The 17,957-nt window shown below is 73.7% G+C and carries 14 protein-coding genes; 5 read left to right on the forward strand and 9 right to left on the reverse strand.

The window, feature by feature from the left end; all coding sequences use genetic code 11:
* The first annotated feature begins 47 nt into the window (after positions 1–47).
* Positions 48–329 carry a hypothetical protein gene (locus AB4039_RS19905; RefSeq protein WP_266846054.1) on the forward strand — a complete coding sequence of 94 codons (282 nt, stop codon included), beginning with the start codon at positions 48–50 and terminating at the stop codon, positions 327–329.
* A gap of 34 nt (positions 330–363) precedes the next feature.
* Here AB4039_RS19905 and AB4039_RS19910 read toward each other — a convergent pair whose 3' ends face one another.
* Both AB4039_RS19910 and AB4039_RS19915 read right to left on the reverse strand, forming a co-directional pair.
* Positions 364–1,227, reverse strand: coding sequence for a class I SAM-dependent methyltransferase (locus tag AB4039_RS19910; RefSeq protein ID WP_442271376.1), 864 nt, complete (start codon positions 1,225–1,227; stop codon positions 364–366).
* A 150-nt stretch (positions 1,228–1,377) separates the two neighbouring features.
* Positions 1,378–1,971 (reverse strand): MBL fold metallo-hydrolase, encoded by a 594-nt coding sequence (locus AB4039_RS19915; protein WP_266846056.1) that lies wholly within the window; start codon positions 1,969–1,971, stop codon positions 1,378–1,380.
* Positions 1,972–2,063: 92 nt separating this feature from the next.
* Here AB4039_RS19915 and AB4039_RS19920 point away from each other — a divergent pair, with 92 nt between their 5' ends.
* Positions 2,064–3,020, forward strand: a complete 957-nt coding sequence (locus tag AB4039_RS19920; protein ID WP_442271377.1) for a GlxA family transcriptional regulator — start codon at positions 2,064–2,066, stop codon at positions 3,018–3,020.
* Here AB4039_RS19920 and AB4039_RS19925 read toward each other — a convergent pair.
* Genes AB4039_RS19925 through AB4039_RS19935 form a run of 3 tightly spaced genes read right to left on the reverse strand, consistent with a single transcriptional unit; the run spans position 2,990 to position 7,918 of the window.
* On the reverse strand, positions 2,990–4,204 hold the full coding sequence (locus tag AB4039_RS19925) for an FAD-dependent monooxygenase (protein ID WP_442271378.1): 1,215 nt from the start codon (positions 4,202–4,204) through the stop codon (positions 2,990–2,992). The genes AB4039_RS19920 and AB4039_RS19925 overlap by 31 nt on opposite strands.
* Before the next feature lie 35 nt (positions 4,205–4,239).
* Positions 4,240–7,128, reverse strand: a complete 2,889-nt coding sequence (locus AB4039_RS19930; RefSeq protein WP_442271379.1) for a BTAD domain-containing putative transcriptional regulator — start codon at positions 7,126–7,128, stop codon at positions 4,240–4,242.
* Between the two features lie 25 nt (positions 7,129–7,153).
* Positions 7,154–7,918: an SDR family oxidoreductase gene (locus AB4039_RS19935; RefSeq protein WP_266846060.1), complete on the reverse strand. Its 765-nt coding sequence runs from the start codon at positions 7,916–7,918 to the stop codon at positions 7,154–7,156.
* A 289-nt stretch (positions 7,919–8,207) separates the two neighbouring features.
* On the opposite strand from AB4039_RS19935, the gene AB4039_RS19940 reads away from it, so the two are divergent.
* Both AB4039_RS19940 and AB4039_RS19945 read left to right on the forward strand, forming a co-directional pair.
* Complete coding sequence (locus AB4039_RS19940; protein WP_442271380.1) at positions 8,208–9,155, forward strand: nucleoside hydrolase; 948 nt, start codon at positions 8,208–8,210, stop codon at positions 9,153–9,155.
* Between the two features lie 182 nt (positions 9,156–9,337).
* Positions 9,338–10,198, forward strand: a complete 861-nt coding sequence (locus AB4039_RS19945; RefSeq protein WP_266846062.1) for a patatin-like phospholipase family protein — start codon at positions 9,338–9,340, stop codon at positions 10,196–10,198.
* Here the strand turns inward: AB4039_RS19945 and AB4039_RS19950 are convergent.
* Both AB4039_RS19950 and AB4039_RS19955 read right to left on the reverse strand, forming a co-directional pair.
* Entirely contained in the window at positions 10,195–13,815 is a 3,621-nt protein-coding gene (locus AB4039_RS19950) for an NACHT domain-containing protein (protein ID WP_442271381.1), read from the reverse strand. The genes AB4039_RS19945 and AB4039_RS19950 overlap by 4 nt on opposite strands.
* Positions 13,816–13,903: 88 nt before the next feature.
* Positions 13,904–14,782 (reverse strand): helix-turn-helix transcriptional regulator, encoded by an 879-nt coding sequence (locus AB4039_RS19955; RefSeq protein ID WP_442271382.1) that lies wholly within the window; start codon positions 14,780–14,782, stop codon positions 13,904–13,906.
* An 85-nt stretch (positions 14,783–14,867) separates the two neighbouring features.
* Between AB4039_RS19955 and AB4039_RS19960 the strand changes: the two genes are divergently transcribed.
* Positions 14,868–16,280: an MFS transporter gene (locus AB4039_RS19960; protein ID WP_442271383.1), complete on the forward strand. Its 1,413-nt coding sequence runs from the start codon at positions 14,868–14,870 to the stop codon at positions 16,278–16,280.
* A 113-nt stretch (positions 16,281–16,393) separates the two neighbouring features.
* Here the strand turns inward: AB4039_RS19960 and AB4039_RS19965 are convergent, their stop codons facing one another.
* Together AB4039_RS19965 and AB4039_RS19970 are read right to left on the reverse strand one after the other, a co-directional pair.
* Complete coding sequence (locus AB4039_RS19965; RefSeq protein ID WP_442271384.1) at positions 16,394–17,296, reverse strand: choice-of-anchor J domain-containing protein; 903 nt, start codon at positions 17,294–17,296, stop codon at positions 16,394–16,396.
* Positions 17,297–17,383: 87 nt separating this feature from the next.
* Complete coding sequence (locus AB4039_RS19970; protein ID WP_266844899.1) at positions 17,384–17,956, reverse strand: TetR/AcrR family transcriptional regulator; 573 nt, start codon at positions 17,954–17,956, stop codon at positions 17,384–17,386.
* Between the last annotated feature and the right edge of the window lies 1 nt (position 17,957).

The raw sequence follows: 17,957 nt of genomic DNA on the forward strand, positions 1-17,957 counted from the left end.
CCGGGGTAGCCGGTGTCACGGAGACGACGGGCCGTCGTTGCCTTGACATGACCGACTTGATGGTGAAGATCCCCGCCGACTGGCTCGCCCGCGTCTTCCTCTCGCTGCGCCGCAGCGCCCTCGACGACGCCCAGGCCGTCGCCGCCGAGCTGTGGCCGTTCACGGAGCAGCCCGGCCAGCGGGTGCCCGTGCCCCGGGCCACGGTGATGCGTACGGAACGGGCCCTGCGGGGGGAACTGGCCCGCGTCGAGGAACCCGGACGCCGCGCCCGCCTGCACGAGGAGACCGCTCAGCTGATCAGCGCCCGCCTGGGCACCGGGGACCGCTGACCCGGCGCGGGGGTTCCGGGCTCCCGCCCGGGGCCTACCCGGCCGCCCGCCCGCCCCGCGCACCCGCTCCGGCCCGCCGGCCCCAGGCGGTGATCAGCCCGGGTGACAGGGCCGCGCAGTCGGGGGAGTCCAGGTAGCGGACGGCCGCGTCCACGGCGGCGTCGTCCACGAGCCCGGTCGCGGTCATCGCGGTCCGGGCCCGCTCCCAGGTGTCGGCCCAGAAACGGCTGATGGGGCTGCCCGGGAGCAGCGGCGGGACGTGGATCTCGGCGGCCACCTCCGTCAGCCCGGCGGTGCGCAGCAGCTCCGGGTAGCGGGGCGTCCAGTCGACGTCGGTGCCGATGGTCGCCCGCAGCCCCTGCCACATGGCGCGCACGGCCCGTGTGTACGGGGTCGCGGGCGCCGCAGCGGTCGTCAGGTCCACGGCATCGCCGAGCACCAGCACCCCGCCGGGGACCAGCAGACCGGCGAAGCGGGAGATCAGACGCTCCCGTTCGGGCAGGTGCATCAGTACGAAACGGGCGTGCACCAGGTGGAAGCGCCCGGGGTCGAAGGCGGGGTCGCCGATGTCCGCCTCCAGGGTGGCCAGGCCCGGCTGTGGACGGGAGGCCAGGAAACGGACGTCGCGGTCGACGGCCAGCACGCTCGTCACGCCGGCCCGCGTCAGCAGCCCCCGGGCGACGCTGCCGGTGCCCGCGCCCAGTTCCAGGCAGTTCCAGCCGGGTCCCGCGCCCAGGGCCGTCAGCCGGGCGAGCGTGATGTCGTCGTAGGTGAGCGCGCCGAGGTCGATGCGCTCGTCCTCACCGGCCTGCTCGGGCCGGAACACGGCCGTGCCGTAACGGCCCGGCACGTCGTCCCCGGGCCGGGCCCCGTCACCCGCCGACGCGTGTGCGCCCATGGATCGGTCACCGCCTCCCGCTCACGCCGGCCCCGCCCATGCGTCGCGCACGGCACCGGGGCCGTGGCTCCAGTATCGGCGGGAGCCGGCGGGGCGGCACGGCGGTCGCCCGGACGTCGCGGGTCAGGCCAGATCCGGAAGAGGCGGCCGCTAGCGCGGCGCCGTGTCATCGGCCGGGAAGGCGGGGCCGTGGCCCGGGACGATGACGTCCGCGGCGTCCAGCACCCGCAGCCGGGAACGGAGCAGCACCTCGTGGTCGGGGGCCACCGGGTCCTCGACCGGGCCGTTCGGCCGCCACCACAGGTCGCCCACGAACGCGACGACCCCCGCCTCCGTGCCCGCCAGCAGCGTGATGTCCTGCGCGCTGTGCCCCGGGGTGCGGATCAGCCGCAGGGACGGGGCGAGTTCGTACCCCTCGGCGTCGCGGTCGGTCCACTGGTCGTTCCGGTAGATCGCCTTGTGGTCGTGGACGCGGGCCTCGCCGAACAGGCCGACGTTCATGGTGTTGTCCGGATGGTGGTGGCTGAGCACCACGTCGGTGATGTCGTCGGGGCCGAGTCCCAGCGCGGCGAGCGGGCCGAGGATCCGGTCACGGCCGGCCACCATGCCCGGGTCGACGATCACATGGCGGTCCCCGTCCGTGACGTAGGAGACGGTGGCGGCGACGCCGGGGCCCGTGGAAAGGGTGTAACCGGTGGTCAGGATCGTGTACGCGGCGCTGCGGCCGAGCGGGGTGTCGTTCATGCGCTCCAGTCTTCGCGAGCCGCCGCACCGCGACGAGTGGCCGTACTGCCACCCATCGCAGGAAACGTGCCAACGCGTGGCACACTCTCCCCATGCCGCCCTTCGCGACCGTCGCCGCCTACGCCCCGCCCGGAGTGGGAATGCTCGGGGCCGCGATCGTCTCCGAGGTGTTCGACGTGCGAGGCCAGGGCCTGCCCCCCTTCGACTTCGCCCTGTGTACCGAACGCCCCGGCACGGTGCGCACCGACGTCGGCCTGCTCCTGCTCGTCGAACACGGTCTGGAGCGCCTGGCCTCGGCGGACCTGGTGATCGCCCTGCCCTGGGCGGACTTCCGCACCCCGCCCGGTCCGGCCGTGCTCGACGCGCTGGCCCGGGCCCACGCGCGCGGGGCCCTGGTCGCGGCCCACTGCGTCGGCACCTTCGCGCTCGCGGCGGCAGGGCTCCTCGACGGGCTGCGCGCCACCACGCACTGGCGCTTCGCCGGCCTGCTGGCCGGGCGCCACCCCGCGATCAGCGTGGAGGCGGACGCCCTCTACGTCGACGAGGGCCGAATCGTCACCGGTGCCGGCGCCGCCGCGGGCTTCGACCTGTGCCTCCACCTCCTGCGGCGCGAGCACGGTGCGGCGACCGCCAACGCCATCGCCCGCGACCTGGTCCTGCCTTCCCACCGCGACGGCGGGCAGGCCCAGTACCTCGCCACCCCCGTCCCCGAGGACTGCCGGGACGAACGCCTCGCCGACGTGCTCGCCTGGGCCCGTACGCACCTCCACGAGCCGCTGCCCGTCGGTGAACTGGCCCGCCGCGCCCTGATGAGCCGGCGTTCCTTCGCCCGCCGTTTCACCGCCGCCACCGGAACCACCCCGCACGCCTGGCTCCTCGGCCTGCGGCTCAGCCGCGCCGAGGAACTCCTGGAGACGACGGACCTGCCGGTCGAGGAGGTCGCCCGCCAGGTCGGCTACGGCAGCGCGGCCGTGCTCCGCGCCCAGTTCGTGCGCCGCCGCGGAGTACCGCCCCGCACCTACCGCCGCTCGTTCACGCGCACCCCGTAGTCGGGCAGGTCGATGTTCTCGGCGGCCTTGCGGGCGATCTTGGCGGCCATGTCCTTTCCCGGCAGGTACGGCATGAGGCGGTAGTAGCGGTTGAGGAACGCCGCGAGGAAGCGGCTGCCCGGGACCATCAGCTTCGCCACGCCGTCCCCCATCTTCTGGCAGCCCTCCGCGTACGCGCGCATCCGCTCCTCGTAACGGGCGAAGGCGACGTGGTGGTCGCCCGCCGCGGCGGCCAGTTCCCCCGCCAGGACGTAGGCGCCGACGAGCGCCAGGCCCGAGCCCATCCCCGACAGCGAGGAAGGGCAGTACGCGGCGTCGCCGACCAGGCAGACCCGGTCCCGCGACCAGGTGTCCATCCGTACCTGACCGACGGAGTCGAAGTAGAAGTCCGGCGCGCGCCGCATGTCCCGCAGCAGCCGCTCGCATTCCCAGCCGTTGCCGGAGAACTGCGCCGCGAGCACGTCCTGTTGCGCGGCCGCGTCCCGGTGGTCGAGGTCCAGGAGCGGTGAGGCGAAGTAGAAGACGGCCTTGGCCTCCGTGTTGTTCCGGGCGCTGTACATCGCCGCCAGCCGGCCCACGGTGCGGTAGGCGTGGCCCGTGCGGTCGAGGCCGAGGTGGTTGTCGGTGGTGAAGATCGCGCAGTGGACGCCGAGGTGGCGGACGAACCGGTCGTGCGGCCCGAAGGCCAGCCTCCGGGTCGTCGAGCGCATTCCGTCGGCCCCGATCACCAGGTCGAACCTGCGGGGCGCACCGTGCTCGAAGGTGACGTCCACGCCGTCCGCGTCCTGGGTCAGGGAGGTGACGGAGTCCCCGAAGACGTACTCGGTGTGGTCCTGCGTGGCGTCGTGGAGGACCCGGGCGAGGTCGCCGCGGAGCACCTCCAGATCCCCCGCGAACAGGTCGGCGGGCAGGGTGGCGCGAGTCCGGCCGTGGGTGTCCACGTAGCTCATCGAGCCCGTGTGGGTACGGACGGCGTCGAGTTCCCCGAGCAGGCCCATCCGTTCGAGGACGGACAGGTGGGCCCGGCCGCGGAAGTCGACGGCGTAGCCGCCCTCGCGCAGGGCGGGGGCGCGCTCGACGACGGTCGGGCGGAAGCCGTGCCGGTGGAGCCAGTAGGCGAGGGCGGGGCCCGCGACGGAGGCGCCGGAGATCAGGACCGTGGTGTTCTTCTTCGTGTTCGTCATGCGGGTCAGCCTGTACGGGGCGGCTCACCGGGCGCTCACATCCGGCTGACCGCCTCGGTGAGCGGCTCCGGCAGGCCCAGGATGCGCAGCGCCTCCCGGGTATCCCGGCCCGTGAGCGTCCGGGCGTAATCGGCGGCCTCCCGGGCGCGGGCCCGGGCCGTCACGCCGTCGCCGCGCAGGCCGGCGACGCGGGAGAGGCCGGCGAGGATGCGGACCCGGTTGCCCGCGCTCTTGACCCAGTGCGGGTCGGCGCGTTCCAGGGCCTCGGCGTACAGGCGCTCCGCCCCGCCCGGATCGGCCGCCAGGAGGGCCATGTCGCCGAGTCCGCGCAGGGCGGCGGCCAGGCCCGCCGGGCTGCCGGCGCTCCGGGCCAGGGCGGCGGCCTGCGCGTAGTCGGCGCCGGCGGCCACCGGATCCGCGTCGACGACGTGGTCGCCCCGGTTGACCAGCAGGTCGGCGCTGTCCTCCAGGGCCCCGAGCTCCTGGGTCAGGGCGAGCGCCTCGTCGGTGAGGGCGACGGCCCCCGCACGGTCCCCCCGCGCGCCCGCGAGGCCCGCGAGCACGTCCAGCGCCAGCGCCCGGCCCCACCGGTCACCCACCGCCCGGAAACCGTCCGCGGCCTCCGCGAAGGCCGCTTCCGCTCCCGCGCCGTCCCCGTCGCCGAGGGGCCCGAACCCCGCCACGTAGCGGGCGGCCGCCCGTACCCACGGGTCGCCGCAGTCGTGTTGGGCCGAGACGAAGGCGAAGGCCTCGCCGGGGTCGCTCTCGGTCGCGTTGCGCATCATCCACGACAGCAGCACCACCGGGTAGCGGCCCGTCCGGTCACCCGGCCAGGCGGCGGCGAGTTCCCGCCCGGCCCGCGCGCGGTGGCGCCGCCACACGGCCGCGCCGCCGTCCCCCGCCGCGGCCAGCAGCACGCAGACCGCGTACTCCTCGCCGAACCCCTCCGGCACCTCCGTGCCGACGCCCTCCAGCAACGCGGCGGCCTGCGGGGAGAAGGAGGCCCAGACGCCGCGGATCCACAGGTAGGAAGAAGCCGAGGCGAGGAGTTCCAGGCCGGTCTCCCACCGGCCCGCCCCGATGGTCCAGGCCAGCGCCGCGAGCAGGTTCCCGTGCTCGGCCGACAGCGCCGCGAGCCGGCGCAGCTGGTCGCCGCCCCTGGTGTCCGGATCGGCCGCCCGTACCAGGTCCAGGAGGAGCCGGGCGTGGACCCGCCGTACGTCCTCGTCCTCGCCCGCCGCCTCCAGCTGCTCGGCGCCGTACGCCCGGATCGTCTCCAGCATCCGGTAGCGGCCGCCCGCGACCTCCAGGAGCGACTTGTCGATCAGGGACTCCAGCGTCTCCCCGTCCGCCCCGCACACCCGACGCGCCGCGTCGGGGGCCGCGCCTCCGGCGAAGACGGTGAACCGCCGCGCGGCACGCTGCTCGGACTCGGAGAGCAGCTCCCAGCTCCAGGCGACCAGCGCCCGCAGGGTCCGGTGGCGTTCCTCGGCGCTGCGGTTGCCGCGGGCCGCGCCGATCCCGAGCCGGTCGTCCAGCCGGCCCGCAAGGTCCTCCGGCTCCAGCGTGCGCAGCCGTGCCGCCGCGAGCTCGATGGCCAGCGGCAGGTTGTCGAGGGCCGCGCAGATCCGGCCGACCGTCTGCGCGGCGGGCGCCGGCCCCCGCCGCACCGCCGCGGCCCGCTCGGTGAACAGCCGCGCGGCCGCCGTGTCGTCCAGCGGCCGCACCGGCCAGAGGCTCTCCCCGATGACGGCGAGCGGCTCGCGGCTGGTGGCGAGCACGCGCAGCCGCGGACAGGCCGCCAGCAGGCGTGACGCCAGCAGGGCGGCCCCGTCGACGAGGTGCTCGCAGTTGTCCAGGACGAGCAGCAGCACCCGGTCGGACAGGGCCATGACCAGGCGCTCCACGGGCGTCTGCCCGCTGGGGCCCAGTTGCAGCCCGCTCTCCCGCAGGCCGAGTGCCCCCAGCACCGCCTGTGCCGGATCGGCTCCCTCGCGTACCTGGGCGAGCTCGACGAAGCACACCTCGTCGCCACTGCCCGCCGCGACCTCCACCGAAAGCCGGGTCTTGCCGACCCCGCCGGGGCCGATGAGAGTGACCAGCCGGGCCGCCCGCAGGAGGGAGGACACCTCCTCGACCTCCGTGGCGCGGCCGACGAAGGAGGTCAGCTGGGCCGGGGGAGCGGTGGGCCCCGACGAAGGGCTCGCACTCAGCAACTCCCGGTGGAGTGCGCTCAGATCGGCCGACGGGTCCGAGCCCAGCTCGTCCGCCAGGTGCCGGCGGGTCTCCTCGAACACGACCAGCGCCTCGCCCTGCCCGCCCTCGGCGGCCAGGGCCCGGATCAGCAGCCCCGCCAGCCGTTCCCGCAGCGGATGGCGGCCCACCAGCTCACGCAGTTCGGCCGCTACCGCCCGGTGCCCGCCGAGCCGCAGCTCGGCCTCGATGCGGTCCTCCAGGGCGGCGAGGCGCCCCTCCTCCAGCCGCGCGGCGGCGGCCCCGGCCGTCCGGCTCTCGGCGAGGTCGGCCAGGGCCGGCCCCCGCCACAGGTCCAGCGCCTCGCGCAGGAGCGGGACCGCCCGCGCGGCGTCGCCGGCGTCGAGCGCCTCCCGTCCCTCGCGGGCCAGCCGCTCGAACCGGCAGGCGTCCACGTCTTCTTGACGCACCGTCACCCGATAGCCCGCTCCAACGCGTTCGATCGCCGCCGGGCCGAGGACCGCGCGCAGCCGGGACACCTGGGAGTGCAGTGCGTGCGTCGACGTCGCCCCGTGCGGGGCCGTCTCCTCGGCCAGCAGGTCGGCCGAGACGACCTCCCCGGGCCGCACCAGCAGCAAGGTCAGCAGCGCCCGCCGGGCCGGCCCTCCGAGGGCGGCCTCCGTGCCGTCGTCGTGCCGTGCCAGAGTCTCGCCCAGGATGGAGAAGCGCATGCGGGCGATTATCCACGAGCGGAGATCATCCCAGGGGGCCGAGGTAGGTTCCGCCGGAGACGTCGACCGTCTGCCCGGTCACCCACCGCCCGTGCGGACCCGCCAGGAAACCGACGACGTCGGCCACGTCCTCGGGCTCACCGAGCCGTCCCAGCGCGGTGATCGACTCCAGTGCGGCCACCACCTCGGGAATGGCGGTGTATCCGGCGGTCATGTCGGTGCGCACCGCACCCGGTGCGACCGTGTTCACCGTGATCCCGCGCCGGCCCAGTTCGTTGGCCAGCGAGGGCGCCATGGCCTCGATCGCCGCCTTGGTGACGGTGTAGCCGATCTGCGTGGTCACGGCGAACCGGCTGGCCGTCGAACCCATGTTGATGACGCGTCCGCCGTCGTTGAGCAGCGCCAGCGCCCGCTGGATCACGAAGAACGGCGTGACCACGTTGACGGTGAGCAGGTTCGCGAACTCCTCCGGTCCGAGCGTGTCGACCGAACTGCCCGAACCCACACCCGCGTTGTTGACCAGGATGTCCAGTCCGCGGCCGGCCAGCCCCTCGGTCAGCCCGTCGAACAGCCGCTCCACGGCGTCCGCCTCACCGAAGCGCGCCCGTACGGCGAACCCCTGCCCGCCCGCTTCCTCGATCAGGGCCAGGGTCTGCCGGGCGGCGGACTCGTTGCCGCCGTAGTGGACGGCGACCAGGGCGCCCTCGGCGGCCAGCCGCAGCGCGATCGCCCGCCCGATGCCCCGGGATCCGCCCGTCACCAGTGCCGTCTTGCCGTTCAGCATGCCCATGGTCCGCTCCCTCGTTCGGTGGCCGGGTCTCGGTCGATCCGGCGACGAGGACCACAGTGGCGACCCGGGCTCACCGCCCGCTCACCGCCCGCTCACCGTCCCCCGAGCCGCGGGCCGTGACGGGGGGAGCGGTGCGCACACCGCTCCGCCGGCCGGGGGAACGTCCACATCCGGCCGACCCGGCCGACCGGGTCGGGGCGCCGCGCGTTTTGGCTCGGAACGAGCGGCCGACGCGCCCCGACGACGGCAGACTGGGCAGGTCAGCAGCCCCGTACGAGGAGGACCGCCCGTGCCCGTCCCGATCATCATCGACTGCGACCCCGGGCACGACGACGCCCTCGCGATCATGCTGGCCGCCGCCGACCCCGCGGTCGACCTGCTCGCCATCACCACGGTCGCCGGCAACCAGACGCTGGAGAAGACCACCCTCAACGCCCGCCGCGTGTGCACCATCGCCGGGATCACCGACGTGCCCATCGCCGCCGGGTGCGCACGGCCGCTGCTCCAGCCGCTCGCCGTCGCCGAGGACGTGCACGGCGCGTCGGGGCTGGACGGCCCGCGGTTCCCCGAGCCCACCGTCGACGTGGTGCCCGAGCACGCGGTCGACCTCATCCACCGCATCCTCCTCGAACACCCCGAACCGGTCACCCTGGTGCCGACGGCCCCGCTGACCAACATCGCCCTGCTGCTGATGCGCCACCCCGACAGCGCCGCCCGGATCCGCGAGATCGTGCTCATGGGCGGCTCCACCGAACGGGGCAACCGCACCCCGGCGGYCGAGTTCAACATCATGACCGATCCGGAAGCCGCCGACATCGTCTTCCGCAGCGGGGTCCCCCTGACCATGTGCGGGCTCAACGTCACCCACCAGGCCCTCGCCACGCCCGAGATCCGGGCCCGCTTCGACGGTCTGGGCACCGAACTCGGCCGGGTCTGCTCGGAACTGCTGGCCTTCTTCGCCTCGACGTACAGCCGACTGTGGGGCATGCCCCACCCCCCGCTCCACGACCCCGTCGCGGTGGCCCGGGTCATCGACCCGGCGATCGTCGACGTCAAGGACGCGAACGTCACGGTCGAACTGCACGGCCGCTACACGCGCGGGGCCACCGTCGTGGACCTCCACCGCTACCTGGACCGCCCCGTCAACGCCCGGGTCGCCGTGCACCTGGACGCCGAACGGTTCTGGGACCGCATGGTCACGGCCGTCGACGTCCTCGGCTCCCGCCGCACCACGTAGCAGCGGGACACGGACCTGCCCCGCACCGGTGGATCCGCCCGTTGAGGGACCTCCCGCGCGCCCTCCCGCCGCATCGGGCCCCGAACCCCGCGGCGATGGCGCGGACCCCCTTGACCTGAAGCCCGGTCGAGGTCTTAGGGTCGACGAGGTTGATCATCATCTGGCGACAGGGGGACGAAACCGTGGATCTCGATACCGGAGCCACGTTCGACAGGGCACTCGTACTGGGCCCGGGAGGGCTGGTCGGTACGGCATGGATGGCCGGGCTGGCCGCTGGGCTCGGCCGTGAGGGGGTGGACCTCGGTGACGCAGATCTGACCGTCGGCACGTCGGCCGGTGCCATCGTCGCCGCGATGCTGACCACCCGTCAGGACCTGGAGCGGCTCGGCGTGCCGGCGCACCGGCCGGTGCCGGCGGCCCCGCGGCGCGAGGCGGATCCGGCCGTGATGGCTTCGGTGTTCGCCGTCCTCGGCGATGCCGGGCTGGAACCCGGGGAGGCCCGGCGCCGAGTGGGCCGGATCGCGCTCGACCACGCCGGCCCCGACGCCGAAGAGGCCCTGCTCGCGGGGCGCGGCGCCCTGATCGGCACGAACGACTGGCCGGACCGGCACTTCCTGGTCACGGCAGTGGACGCGGTCTCGGGTGAACCCGTCGTGTGGGACCGCACGAGCGGCGTGCCGCTCGTGCACGCGGTGGCGGCGAGCAGCGCCTTCCCCGGGGCCGAACCGCCCGTCGGCATCCACGGGCGGCGGTACATGGACGGCGCCCTGCGCGCGGGGACGAACGCCGATCTGGCGGCCGGAGCCCGCGCACTGGTCGTCGTCGAACCGCTGGCGCACCTGTTCCCCGGCGAGCCGCTGGAGCGGCAGTCGGCAGACGGTGCGGGGCGGACCGTCGTGACCGTCGCCCCGGACCCGGACGCGGTCCGGGCGTTCGGCTCGGACCTGCACGACCGGGCCAACTGGGAACCGGCCTACCGGGCGGGCCTCGGCCAGGCGGCCGCCACCGCCGAACGACTGCGCGGGGTGTGGGCGCGAGGCTAAGGCCTGTCGGGCCGTTCCTGGTCGACGAGCACGCCGCCGGCCCGGGTGACGGCGTCCAGCGTCTCCGGGTCGAGGCCGCAGGAGCGCGAGAAGCGGGTGCCGCGGAGGCGATCGCCCAGCACGGTCCGCGAGAGGATCTCACCGCTGCGGAAGTCGCACACCCACAGCTCGCCCATCTTCGTCGCCACGAGGAGACGGTCGCCCCGCTCGGAGCACCACAGCGAACGGGTGCCGCCGGGCACCTTCAACACCCAGCGGGCCTCCAGCGAGGAGGACACCCGCATGCTCCACCCGAAGAGCCGGTCCTGGGCGGCCAGGGCCAGCAGCCTGGACGAGGCGCGGAAGGCGAAGGCGTCCACGAGGCCGTCGCCCGGGACCATGATCGGCAGTCCCTTGCTGTCGATCCTGGCCTCCTGGCCGGCGGCGTCCACGATCGCCACGGCCCGGCCGTCCAGCATGAGCAGAGCGTTGTCCCCGGACGCGCTGATGTACGTGCCGGCGGCCTCCCGGGAGTGTTCCTCCCCCTTGAGYGTGCGCCACTGGCCCTCGGCGTTCTCGTCGGCGACGGCGTAGCGCAGGGAGTCCTCGGTGTAGACCAGGGCGCTGATGCCGTGCCGGCCCGCCAGGAAGCTGATGATCCAGTGCCGTAGGGCCGGGAAGGGCACCTCCGCGACGAGACGGCCCGCGGCCGGCTCCGTCAGCCGCAGGCACTTGCCCGCGAAGTCCCACTCCACGAAGGCGTGCCGGCCCTTCCAGATCACCGGGGAGTGTTCCCCCGTGGCCGCCGTCCTGCCCGTCACCCGGCCCGTGCCGGCCTCCACCAGCAGTCCGCCGTCCGCGTCCCCGCACCACCAGGTCGTCGCGTCCCAGTGGTCGACGGCCGCGGGACCGCGGTCGCCGCCCGCCGCCAGCCGGCCGGGAGGGGAGTCCACCCGGCCGTCGGGCCAGTGGAGCACCTCCTTCCCGGAGGCGATGACCACCGCTCCGCTGGGGTGGAACAAGCCCCGGCGCGACCGGCCGTCATCGAGCAGGTTCCCGTCCCCGAGCCGGGCACCCGTGAGGTCGGCCCCGGACAGGTCCGCACCCTCCAGTTCCGCCCGGGAGAGATCGGCCCCGCGCAGGTCCGCGCCCGCCAGGGAAACCCCGACCCCCCACTTCCGGGGCGCGAACCCCGCCAGATCGAGCCCCGCCAACCGCGTGCGCTCCAGGCTGCCGCCGCACAGGACGAGCAGGTTCAGGCAGTTGCCCGCGAGGTTGCCCGCCTCCGCCTCCAGTCCGGCGGTCGAGCCGGCCAGGGCGAGCAGCCGTTCCCGGTGGTCCGGGCACTCCCGCACCATCGCGGACAGGAACTGGTACACCGCCTCGTCGCGCCCGAACGCCCCGAACGTGGCGCCCAGCGCCGCCACCGGTTCCGCCACGAACTCGCCGAGGGGCGGGAGCGTTCCGTCCTCCGCGCGCGCCGCGAAGTACCGGGACCACGTCCACTCGCGCGTCACGGCCTCCGTCGCCCCGGCCGCCGGGATCACCTTCATGAAGTCGCCGCTGAGCAGACCCAGTTCGGCCGCGAACTTCAGGGCCACCAGGAACTCCAGCAGCGACTTGTGCGACGGCCCGTAGTCACCCTCGGCGTTGCGCACCAGCATGCCCTGGTTGCGCATGTCCTGCTCCCAGTAGTCCAGGTCCTTGGCGCTCTGCACGGTGGACCCGAAGCAGGACCGCAACCGGTCCGGGAAGTCGCGGTAGTTGAGGGTGAGCCGATGCGTGGAGAGCATCTCCCAGGCGACCTCGCAGAGGAACAGCAGCTTGTCCCCGCGCGAGGTGAACGTGCGCTCCGCGCTGACGTCGCGGTCCATCTTGCGCTGCACGGCGTAGAGGTAGATCCGGGCCAGGTCGATCTCGGCCCCCTGCTCGATCTCCGGGAGCGCGTCGATCACCAGCTCCGACATGAGGGGGCGCCCCATCAGCTCGCGCACCTCGTCATGGGCCATCACCATGCGGACCTTGTCCTCGGACAGGTCGTGGCGGAGCATCCGCTCGATCTGCTCGTCGTCGAAGCGGACCAGCTCGACGATGTCGAAGTTCGGGCCGTCCTGGGGCACCTTGGATCCGAGCGCGGACGCGCTGACCTTCGCGCCGAAGAGGTTGCGCGCCTCCTGGGCGTTGCGGAAATGCTCCTGGCGGCTGCTGAGCAGCACCTTGGAGCCGGGGTCGACGGCGTTGGCCAGTTCCCAGAAGTTGGCGACGACCGTGTTGCGGTCGGCCCGCGCGGCCATCTCGTCGAAGCCGTCGAAGATGAGGAGCAGCCGTCCCATGCGGTTCAGGACGCGGAAGACGTCGTAGCTCCGCAGGTCGATCTTGTGCTTGTTGAAGAAGAACTCCGAGAGCAGCCCCTGCACCGTGGTCTGCTTGGCGTAGTCGCGCAGGGGGATCAGCAGCGGTATCCGGGGCCTCGGCACCCCCCGGCGTCTGGCGTCGCGCCAGCCGCGAGCCATCTCCCCGGCCAGGTGCAGGGCGAACCACGACTTGCCCATCCCGAACTCGCCGAGGACCGACAGGTGCCGCTTCGCGGGCTCCTGGAGCCAGCCCGCCACGTAGTCGTCGAGCCCGCCGTCGTGCCAGTGGTAGAGGCTGGTGTCCAGGGGCCGCCCGGTGGCCGGGTCGATCTCCTCCTTGCTGCAGGAGATGGGCACGTACCGGGTGTCGATGCCGCGCCGGCGCACCTCCTCCTCCACCCAGGCGATGTAGGGCTCGAAATTGGCTTCGAGGTCGACGAGTTCGTCGAAGGAGTAGCAGAACAGCACGTCCCCACTGTCCGCCGCCCGGCGGCGCGCGGCCTCGCTGACCCGGAGCCGGGCCAGCCCCCAGCCCTCCAGGGCCCCCTCGGCGGCGACCAGTTCGCCGACCAGCCGCATGTGGTGCGGCAGGAGTTCCCCCTCGACGCAGAGCACGACGGTCCGGTCGAAGCGCCCGGGGCGGCGCTGGGGGATGTCCACCAGCAGGGCCACGCACCCGCCGGCCGCCTCCCACGTGCGCCGGATCTCGTAGCCGACGGCGGTGAACCACTCGTGGACGTCGTCCATCAGGCGCTGCGCGGGCGAGAGTTCGGAGCGCCCCGGTTCGGTACGGGTGCGGTGGCTCTCCTCCTCGACCCGGGTCTGGCTCACCCGTTCCAGGAACACGTCGAGCTTCTGCTCCAGCCGTGCCTCGTGCGGTGCCCGGCTGCGGTCCACGAGGCCCTGGAACGCCGCTACGAACCCGTCGACGTGCTCCTCGAACCCGTGGCCGAGATGCCCGAACTCGGCCGTCTCCCGGTTGCGTTCCACGGCTTCCGCCGCCTCCGCGCGGAAGGCGGCCCAGTCGCCTTCCGAGAAGGAGCGCCGGAAGGACTCCAGGACGTAGGGGTTCCGGAAGAAGGCGAGCACGGACGCGGGGCGGCCGAGGCAGTACTCGATCAGCGCGTGCGCGTAGAGGCTGCCGAAGTCCTGGGGCGGCACCGCGGGGTTGAGCCGGACCGCCCGCAGGGCCCGCAGCACCGCCTCCCTGCGCAACGCGCCGTCCGCCAGCGGTTTGGACGCCAGCTTGCCCAGGATTCCCGCCGCCGTCGTGACGATCTCCATCGCTATCGCTCGCCCCCGAACTCCGTTGCCCGTCAGCCCCCTCGGGGAACCCTAGCGGCCCGAGACGCCCGGCAGCGGGTCAACGGCCTCACCCGGCGACCGGGTACATCAGGCCGCGCCGCCCCTCCGGCGAGGTCAGCCACTCCAGCTTCTCGGCCGTTTCGGTGCCCGGCAGCGGGGTGTGGAGCACGATCGCCAGGTCGGGGCGGGCGGGGACGCGCAGCTGGGTCGACTCCACGTGGAGCGTGCCGACGACGGGATGCTCCATGCGCTTGCGCAACAGGCCGCCCGGCCGGACGTCCCGCTCCTTCCACAACTCGGCGAACCGCGGACTCAGTTCCCGGACCTCCTCCACGACCGCCCGGAACCCCTCGTCCCGCGGATGCTCCGAGCAGGCGGTCCGGTACTGCGCCACCACCTCGCGGGCGACCTCCTCCCAGTGCCCCGAGCGGGCCCGGTAGATGGGGTCCGTGAAGAAGGCGATCAGGCAGTTCTGCACGATCTCGGGCCGCATCCCGAACACCAGGGCGGCGGCGTCGTTGTACATCACCGTGTTCCAGTACACGTCCATGATGTGCGCCGGGAACGGCATCCAGGCGTCGATCAGCCGCTTCAGGCCGTCGCACATGTCCCGGTCGCCGGGCTCGACTTCGAGGGCGGGCGGATTGAGCCCGGCCAGTACGTACAGGTGCCGGCGCTCGGCGCTGGTCAGCTTGAGGACCCGGCTCACCGAGTCCAGGACCTGCGAGGACACCGTGATGTCACGGCCCTGCTCCAGCCACTGGTACCAGGACACCCCGACCCCCGCCAGCACGGCGACCTCCTCCCGGCGCAGCCCCGGAGTGCGGCGGCGGGCCCCGCCGTCCGGCAGCCCGGCCTCCGCGGGCGAGATCCGCGCGCGCCGGTTCATCAGGAACGCGCGCAGTTCGGTCCGGCGGTGATCGTCGATCGGCGTGGCCACGGACATTCCCCCTGTCGACTGCCTGGTGGTGGCAACAACAGGATAAGTTCCCGCTCTTCACGGGCATTCCCGCGCGGCGAAGGTGGTGTCCATGACGATCGATACACAGACGGCGGTCAGCGGACCGCACACGGTGGCGCCCGAGGGCCACCGGCTCACCGGACGGGCCCGGCCCGTCCTCTTCGTGCTCTGCGCCGCCCAGTTCATGGTGGCGCTCGACTTCTCCGTCCTGAACGTGGCCCTGCCCGTCCTCGGCAAGGACCTGGGCCTGAGCCGCTCCGCCCTCCAATGGGCGGTCACCGCCTTCGCCCTGCCCTCCGGCGGCTTCCTGCTCCTCTTCGGCCGGATCGCCGACCTGTACGGGCGCAAAAGGCTCTTCCTGACCGGCCTGGCCCTCTTCGGCGGGGCCTCATTGCTCGCCACCCTCGCCTGGGACCCCGCCTCCTTCCTGACCGGACGCGCCCTCCAGGGGCTGGGCGCGGCGGTCGTCGTGCCGACCGGCATGTCCCTGCTGACCACGACCTTCCCCGAGGGCCCGCTGCGCGACAAGGCGCTCGGCATCTCCGGCACCCTGCTCTCCCTCGGCTTCACGGTCGGCATGGTGCTCGGCGGCGTCATGACGGACACCCTCGGCTGGCGCTCCACGATGGGCCTGCTCGCGGCGGCTGCCGTGGTCGTCCTCTGCCTCGCCCCCCGGCTGCTGCCCGAGTCCCGCACCCCCGAGCGGCCGCGGCTGGACGTGCCGGGCGCCGTCACCGTCACGGGCGGACTCCTCGCGCTGATCTACGGCCTGTCCACCGCCGCCGAGCRCGGCTTCGGCGGCACGGACGTCCTCGTCTCACTGGTGGCCGGGGTCCTGCTGCTCGCCGCGTTCGTGGTGGTGGAGTCGAAGGCGCCCGCGCCGCTGGTCTCGCTGCCGATGCTGAAGCGCGGCACCGTCGCCTGGGGCAACATCGGCGGACTGGTGACCTTCTCGATGATGTCGACGGTCGTGTTCGTCCTGACGCTGTACCTGCAGGAGACCCTGCGCCTGTCCTCGTTCCTGACGGGGCTGGTCTTCGGCGTCCAGGGCGTCGCCTCCGCCGTCGCCGGCTCGTACGCCCCCCGGCTGATCGGCCGTTTCGGTGCCCGGCGCACCCTGGTCGGCTCGCTGCTCGGCCAGGGCGTGTTCACCGCCGCCCTGCTGGCCGTGGGCACGGAGTCGGGTGCCCTGGTCGCCACCGTCGCCGTCTCGGTGGCGAGCATGTGCCACCTCGGCGCGATCATCTCCTACGGGGTCATCGTGACCAGTGGTGTGCCGGACGCGCAGCAGGGGCTGGCGACCGGCCTGGTCACCACCACCCAGCAGGTCGGTCTGACCATCGGCATCCCGCTGCTCGGCGTCCTGGCCACCACGCGGACCTCGCTCTTCGACGGGGTCCGGACGGTGCTGGCGCTCGACGCCGCCCTGGTGACGGTGGTGGCGCTGCTGGTCGCCGTCGGCCTCGGCCGACGCACGAGGTGACCGGGCTCCACCACCCCCGCGAGGGCCTCGACGGGGGCGGGGAGCGCCGTGTGCCGAACGGCATCGCCTGCTCACCCCGCCCCGGTCCATGAGGTCCTACGGGTGCGTACGGGTCATCCTCCGGGCTGGAGGACGCCGTTGACGGTGAGCCGGTAGGGGGCGGGGGACAGGACCGTCTCGGTCGGCTCGTAGTGGTCGACGATCGCCGCGACCGTCTCGGCCCTGGTGTCCAGCAGGCGGCGCAGTTGCTCCCGGCCCAGCGACGCGTGGTGGTCGGCGTCGAGGGGCACGTCGGCGGCCCAGGCCTGCTTGTGGTCCGCGGTGTAGGCCACGAGGCGGAGGCTGATCCCCGGGATCCTCTTGATCTGGTAGGCGCTGATGGTCTGCCAGCCGGTCAGGGTGGAGCCGTCGGAGACCAGGGTGGCGCCGGCCCTGAGGTTGTCGATCCACAGGCCCGGCCGGGTCACGCTGCTGTCGGTCACATAGCGGAAGGCCACCAGGACGGTCCGGCCGGAAAGGTCGGAGAGGTCGATCGTCCGGTGGGTCCAGCCGCCCGAATCGCCGTTGAATCCCGGTGCCAGCGCGGCGATGCCGGCGGCGGCGTCCGGGAACGCGGTGGTCATCCCGGCGCTCTGGCGGGAGGTGAAGGTGGCGCCCCCGTCGGTGGACACCTGCACGGCACCGATGTCGTAGCCGGGCTCGATGTCCCAGCGGGCGTCGAAGGAGAGCGTGGGATCGGCCGGGTCGACGGTGACCGACCGGACGATGCTGCGGTCCACGCTCACCTCGTCGCCCAGCGGGCCGGAGTAGAGGGAGGGGTCACCGGCGGCGTGGCCGTCCGGATCGACGCTCCACTCCACCGGGCGCGTCGGGTACACGGCCGGTGCGTCGAAGCCCAGGGAGCGCAGCTCGCCCGCCTTGAGGTACCCGCCCGCACGGTCGCGCAGGCGTACGTAGTCGGCGCCGTTCGAGGGCGCGCCGGGGCGGGAGTAGGCGAGCGGCGTGTCGAAGTTCACCGTCGAGTGGAGCGCCTTCGCCTGGAAGCGGCCGGCCCCGGAGTGTCCGGCCAGACGTGCGCCGCCGTCGAGGACGCCGGCCGGGCCTCACGGACGGGTCTTCAGGCCGTCCAGGGTGAGGTCGAGCAGGCGCTCCGCCCGCTGCCGCTGTTCGGGGCTCGCCGAGGTGAGGGCGATGCCTTCGAGGGCGGCGCCGATGTCGGCGGGGCCGATGTCCGAGCGGATCGTCCCGGCGGCCACGCACGCGTCCATGAGGGAGCCCAGGGCGGCGTGGATCATTTCGCGGCTGTGGCCGTACGGGCTGTCGCCCGTGGCGGCGATGGCGCGCAGGGCGTCGATCATGCCGTACTTGGCGGTCACGTAGTCGAGGAAGAGGCGTGTCCAGGCGCGCAGGGCGTCCAGCGGCGGCTCCGTCGCCAGCAGGGCGGGGGCCGCGTCGCACAGCCGGGCCACCTCGTTGCGGTAGACCGCCTCGACCAGTGCCTCGCGGGTGGGGAAGTTGCGGTACAGCGTGGCGCTGCCCACTCCTGCCTCTTTGGCGATGCGCTCCAGGTGGGCGTCGAGCCCCTCCGTCGCGAACACGCGCACCGCGGCCGTGAGGATCTTCTCCCGGTTGCGCCGTGCGTCGGCTCGCAACGGCCTCTGCGCTGCCTCGGTCATG

Source organism: Streptomyces sp. M-16 (genome assembly GCF_052114405.1).
GTDB lineage: Bacteria > Actinomycetota > Actinomycetes > Streptomycetales > Streptomycetaceae > Streptomyces.

Bases quoted from the DNA above. Each gene is read 5' to 3' on its own strand.
- AB4039_RS19955 (WP_442271382.1), bottom strand. From the start codon at position 14,782: ATGTCCGTGGCCACGCCGATCGACGATCACCGCCGGACCGAACTGCGC.
- AB4039_RS19970 (WP_266844899.1), bottom strand. From the start codon at position 17,956: ATGACCGAGGCAGCGCAGAGGCCGTTGCGAGCCGACGCACGGCGCAAC.
- AB4039_RS19920 (WP_442271377.1), top strand. From the start codon at position 2,064: ATGCCGCCCTTCGCGACCGTCGCCGCCTACGCCCCGCCCGGAGTGGGA.
- AB4039_RS19915 (WP_266846056.1), bottom strand. From the start codon at position 1,971: ATGAACGACACCCCGCTCGGCCGCAGCGCCGCGTACACGATCCTGACC.
- AB4039_RS19935 (WP_266846060.1), bottom strand. From the start codon at position 7,918: ATGGGCATGCTGAACGGCAAGACGGCACTGGTGACGGGCGGATCCCGG.
- AB4039_RS19905 (WP_266846054.1), top strand. From the start codon at position 48: ATGACCGACTTGATGGTGAAGATCCCCGCCGACTGGCTCGCCCGCGTC.
- AB4039_RS19930 (WP_442271379.1), bottom strand. From the start codon at position 7,128: ATGCGCTTCTCCATCCTGGGCGAGACTCTGGCACGGCACGACGACGGC.
- AB4039_RS19925 (WP_442271378.1), bottom strand. From the start codon at position 4,204: ATGACGAACACGAAGAAGAACACCACGGTCCTGATCTCCGGCGCCTCC.
- AB4039_RS19910 (WP_442271376.1), bottom strand. From the start codon at position 1,227: ATGGGCGCACACGCGTCGGCGGGTGACGGGGCCCGGCCCGGGGACGAC.